Source organism: Aerococcus sp. L_32 (assembly GCF_050689315.1).
In genome coordinates this window covers 1-4574 of the sequence record NZ_JBOEQF010000169.1, presented here as the reverse complement: position 1 = coordinate 4574, position 4574 = coordinate 1, and the positions used below count along the sequence as shown (strand labels likewise).

General features: G+C 37.3%; 3 protein-coding genes. 2 read left to right on the top strand and 1 reads right to left on the bottom strand.

Annotated features, from left to right (window positions below; genetic code table 11):
- Positions 1 to 160 precede the first annotated feature (160 nt).
- Positions 161 to 2383, top strand: a complete 2223-nt coding sequence (locus tag ACRCJ0_RS09685; RefSeq protein WP_431390305.1) for an AAA family ATPase — start codon at positions 161 to 163, stop codon at positions 2381 to 2383.
- 70 nt (positions 2384 to 2453) lie between these two features.
- Here ACRCJ0_RS09685 and ACRCJ0_RS09680 read toward each other — a convergent pair whose 3' ends face one another.
- Complete coding sequence (locus tag ACRCJ0_RS09680) at positions 2454 to 3470, bottom strand: YeiH family protein (RefSeq protein WP_418151499.1); 1017 nt, start codon at positions 3468 to 3470, stop codon at positions 2454 to 2456.
- A gap of 435 nt (positions 3471 to 3905) precedes the next feature.
- Here ACRCJ0_RS09680 and ACRCJ0_RS09675 point away from each other — a divergent pair, with 435 nt between their 5' ends.
- Positions 3906 to 4454 carry a LysR substrate-binding domain-containing protein gene (locus ACRCJ0_RS09675; RefSeq protein WP_431390306.1) on the top strand — a complete coding sequence of 183 codons (549 nt, stop codon included), beginning with the start codon at positions 3906 to 3908 and terminating at the stop codon, positions 4452 to 4454.
- Positions 4455 to 4574: the final 120 nt, after the last annotated feature.

Sequence of the window (4574 nt, the reverse complement as noted above, 5' to 3'; positions counted from 1 at the left end):
TTTTTCACTTGGATAACACATGAATTATTTTAGTTGAGACCTTTTAGTTGAAAGTCAAAATTGGTCAGAGTATAATATAGTTATTAGCAGTTATATTGAAATGCTGCGAATTAAAAATTGCAAGCAACCCCCCTTAGCATTAAATAAAGGAAGTGTTTATATGTTATGTCAAAACTGTGGCGAACGCGACGCCGTCATTCATGTATACGCAAATGTGAATGGCCGACGTGAAGCAGTAAACCTCTGCCAAACATGCTACTCACAGCTATCTCAAGGTAAACAAACCAACAGTTTAAACAACAACAACAGTAACGGTAACAACCCATTTGGTGGCTATAGCTTTGATGACTTATTACGTCAAATGCAACAACAAGGCTTTTCTACTAATTCGCAAAATAAAGCGCAAGCTCAAGCTGGCCAAGGTGGCAACAATGACGATTCTATCTTAGGCAATTACGGGACCAACTTGACTGACCAAGCTAAAGCTGGTTTAATCGACCCAATTATCGGTCGTGACGATGAAATTATCCGAGTGATTGAAATTCTGAACCGTCGAACAAAAAACAATCCTGTTCTAATTGGTGAACCAGGTGTTGGTAAAACAGCGGTTGTCGAAGGACTCGCTCAAAAAATTGTTGAGCATGCTGTACCGGAAAAATTGCGCAACAAAGAAGTCATCCAATTAGATGTTGCTTCGCTTGTTCAAGGGACTGGTATCCGCGGTCAATTCGAAGAAAAAATGCAACAATTAATGAATGAAGTCCGTGAAAATAAAAATATCATTCTATTTATAGATGAAATTCATGAAATTGTCGGCGCTGGTTCAACCGAAGGCGGCTCACTAGATGCTGGTAATATTCTAAAACCAGCCCTAGCCCGTGGAGAACTCCAATTAGTGGGTGCTACTACTTTAAATGAATTTAGAAAAATCGAAAAAGATGGCGCCCTAGCCCGTCGTCTACAACAAGTCATGGTAGCTGAACCTTCTGTAGAGGAAACCCTTGAAATTATTAAAGGTATTCAAGAAAAATACGAGGGTTTCCATAACGTGAAATATAGTGATGAAGCGATTGAAGCGACTGTCCGTTTATCTGACCGGTATATAACTGACCGCCAATTACCAGATAAAGCCATCGATTTATTAGATGAATCTGGTTCTAAAATGAACTTAACTATTCCATTCTTAGACCGTGAATCCTTGAAAAATCAAATTGATGAATTAACCAAACTAAAAGAAATGGCCACAGAAGCAGAAGATTACGAGAAAGCGGCCTACTACCGTGACCAATTAAATAAATACCAAGGCATGTATGATAGCAACCAAAATGTGACTGAAAAGACGCCAACGGTTACTGCTAGCGACATCCAAGCGATTATCGAAACCAAAACCGGTATTCCTGTTACAGACTTGCAAGAATCTGAGCAAAACCAATTAATCAACCTAGACGAAAACTTGAAACAACACGTCATTGGTCAAGACGATGCTGTAGAACACATTGCTAAAGCCATCCGCCGTAACCGCGTTGGTTTGAGCCGTCAAGACCGTCCGATCGGATCTTTCATGTTCGTCGGGCCAACTGGTGTTGGTAAGACTGAATTAGCTCGTCAATTGGCCATCCAATTATTTGGTCGCAAAGAAGCCTTAGTCCGTTTTGATATGTCCGAATACATGGAAAAGCATGCCGTGTCTAAACTGATCGGTTCACCTCCAGGATACGTGGGCTACGATGAAGCTGGCCAATTAACTGAACAAGTACGACGTCAGCCATATTCAATCATCCTATTAGATGAAATTGAAAAAGCACATCCAGATGTCTTAAATATCTTCCTACAAATTATGGAAGACGGTCGCTTAACAGATGCCCAAGGACGGACTGTATCCTTTAAAGATACCCTAATCATCATGACATCAAATGCCGGTTCAGATGGCGTGGAAGCAAGTGTTGGTTTCGGGGCAAGCAAACAAGGTAAACAACAAAGTATCATGAACAAGATCAGTGACTACTTTAAACCTGAATTCTTGAACCGTTTCGATGCGATTATCGAATTCCAACCGCTAACTAAAACAGAATTGATTGTGATTGTTGACTTACTATTAGACAACATGAACAACTTATTAGCCAACCAAGATATCCATGTAAATGTTGATGACAAGGTTAAAGAACGATTAGTTGAACTTGGCTATGATCCAAAACTTGGTGCTCGCCCATTAAGACGTGTCATCCAAAGTCAGATCGAAGACCAAGTTGCTGATACCTATCTAAAAAACAGTGATATTCACGAAATTAATTTCACAACAAATACTGACGACGAAATTGTAGTAAGTGTCAGTGAAAATGAAAATTCATCAAACTTAGAATCAGACGATAGTACAACTAAATAAACAAAAAAAGGAATTGTAGCTTCATTGCTACAATTCCTTTTTTTTATAAATAATACTTATTCTTTTATCATTAGAAATGCTTTGTTAGGAATAGAACAACAATGGCAACAACGACAACAAGTGAATCAACTATAAAACCTAGAATCATCGGCTTAGGACCAATCTTTTTAATATCTTTAAAGCTAGTTGTTAATCCAATTGCAGATAAGGCCATGATCATGCTGAATTTTGATGCACTAGAAATAGATGGCGCAATCGCATTCGGTATAATACCAATACTTCGCAAAGCCACAACGACTAGAAATAAAATGATGAAATACGGGAATATTTTTCGTAAATCGACAGGCGTATGGGATTCTGTTCCCTGTGCCTTATTTTCTAGCCGTTCATTAATAACAGAGAAAATAAGCACATATGGGATGATGAATAGCGTACGTGTTAGTTTTACAATAACCGCTACATTCCCACCAAGTTGTGAGAAAGCATAACCAGCAGCTACTACAGAAGAGGTATCATTCACCGCAGTACCAATCCAATGACCATACCCTGTATCAGACATCCCCAGCGCAATCCCTATCCATGGAAAAATAATTACTGTAATAATATCAAAGATAAAGGTAGCAGAAATTGCATAAGTAATATCTTCATGTTTCGCTTTTATAACAGGTCCAACCGCTGCAACCGCTGATCCTCCACAGATCGCTGTACTCACTGCTAATAAGTTTGTTAGCTTCCAATTTATCCCAAAAAACTTACCAATCAAGTTACCAACACCAAAGGCAGTCAACATTGTAAATATCATTAAAAATAGTGCATATTTTCCAACATCCCACACCTCAGCAAAATTAAGATTCACACCCATCAAAATAATTCCTAATCGTAAGATTTTCTTTGCTGAAAAAGTTACCCCTAAATATAGCTGCTGATGTTTCATGAAGAAAGGATTTAATGCCATCCCAACAAGCAAAGCCATCACAGTTGCACCAATGATACCACCTGGTAATAAGCTACTCAGCGCTACAGCTATCACTGCAACTAAGGCGCTAAGTAATAAACCTGGCATTAGATTCTTCCCTTTTTCTATCATAATTCTCCTCCAAATCATTATTCACATCTTGAATATAGCATACGGTTTCCATAAAATATAATGATCATATTTTATATTTACATAAATAATTATTATAAGGATGATAGATAATCATTTGCAATTTTTTTAACTCCTTGTGAGCAGAGGAGTTTTACTAAAACAGCTGAAATCCTGAAAAATGACTCAACCTGCTGTTTCTCAGCATATACAATATTTAGAGAACTATTATCAAGTCAATTTAATAGCTGAAAAAAGGCAAAAACTTCTCGCTTACGGAAGAAGGTAAAGCTCTTCAACAATATATCAAGTTATTAAAAGCAAATGCTGAACGCATATTGCCGTTCCCTACCGTGTAAAGGATAAGGTTTACCCTCTACATTTTGTTGCAACCCTAACCATTGGTGAATAGACTATGCCGCCCATTCTACATAAGATATTTCTAGAAAACCTACTGCAAATATTTCGATATTTGTAGAAAACATCCATATTCTACAAGAGATGCTTTGGGAGGGTAAAATCGACTTCGCCTTATTAGAAGACCATTTCAACCGGCAAGAATTTGCACATAAGTCGATTCCAAACGAAGAGTCTATCGCTATCTGTTCGCTAGGAAATAACCTAGCTAAAAAAGCCAATTTTTTAAAAGATTTACTTGATCAACAACTCATGTTACGGGAGCCAGGAAGTGGTCCACGTGATATTTTAGAACAAGCTTTATATAACCAGAATCTTCATATTGACGACTTTACTGGCAGAACTCAAATCACAAATATGAATGTCACCAAAACTTTATGTCATCAAAATATAGGTATCACCTTTGTGTACCGTGAGGCTGTGAAAAAAGAATTAGTTACTGGGTATCTTGTTGAAATACCGTTAGTTGATTTTAATATTCAACATCCCTTTAATTTCGTTTACTTAAAGGATGCACCTGACAAACAGCAAATCGAATCTTTGTTTGAAACAATTATGCGTCTAAGATAGTCTTAGTCTTCTATACTCTAAAATAATAACAGGCGATATCTATAAATAAATATATGTCATGAGCTACACACGTTACAAACTAAACAAAAAAGCCACTAAATGATCACAACATAAATTGTC

Excerpts from the sequence above, each read along its gene's own strand:
- ACRCJ0_RS09680 (WP_418151499.1), bottom strand. The coding sequence starts at position 3,470 with ATGATAGAAAAAGGGAAGAATCTAATGCCAGGTTTATTACTTAGCGCC.
- ACRCJ0_RS09685 (WP_431390305.1), top strand. The coding sequence starts at position 161 with ATGTTATGTCAAAACTGTGGCGAACGCGACGCCGTCATTCATGTATAC.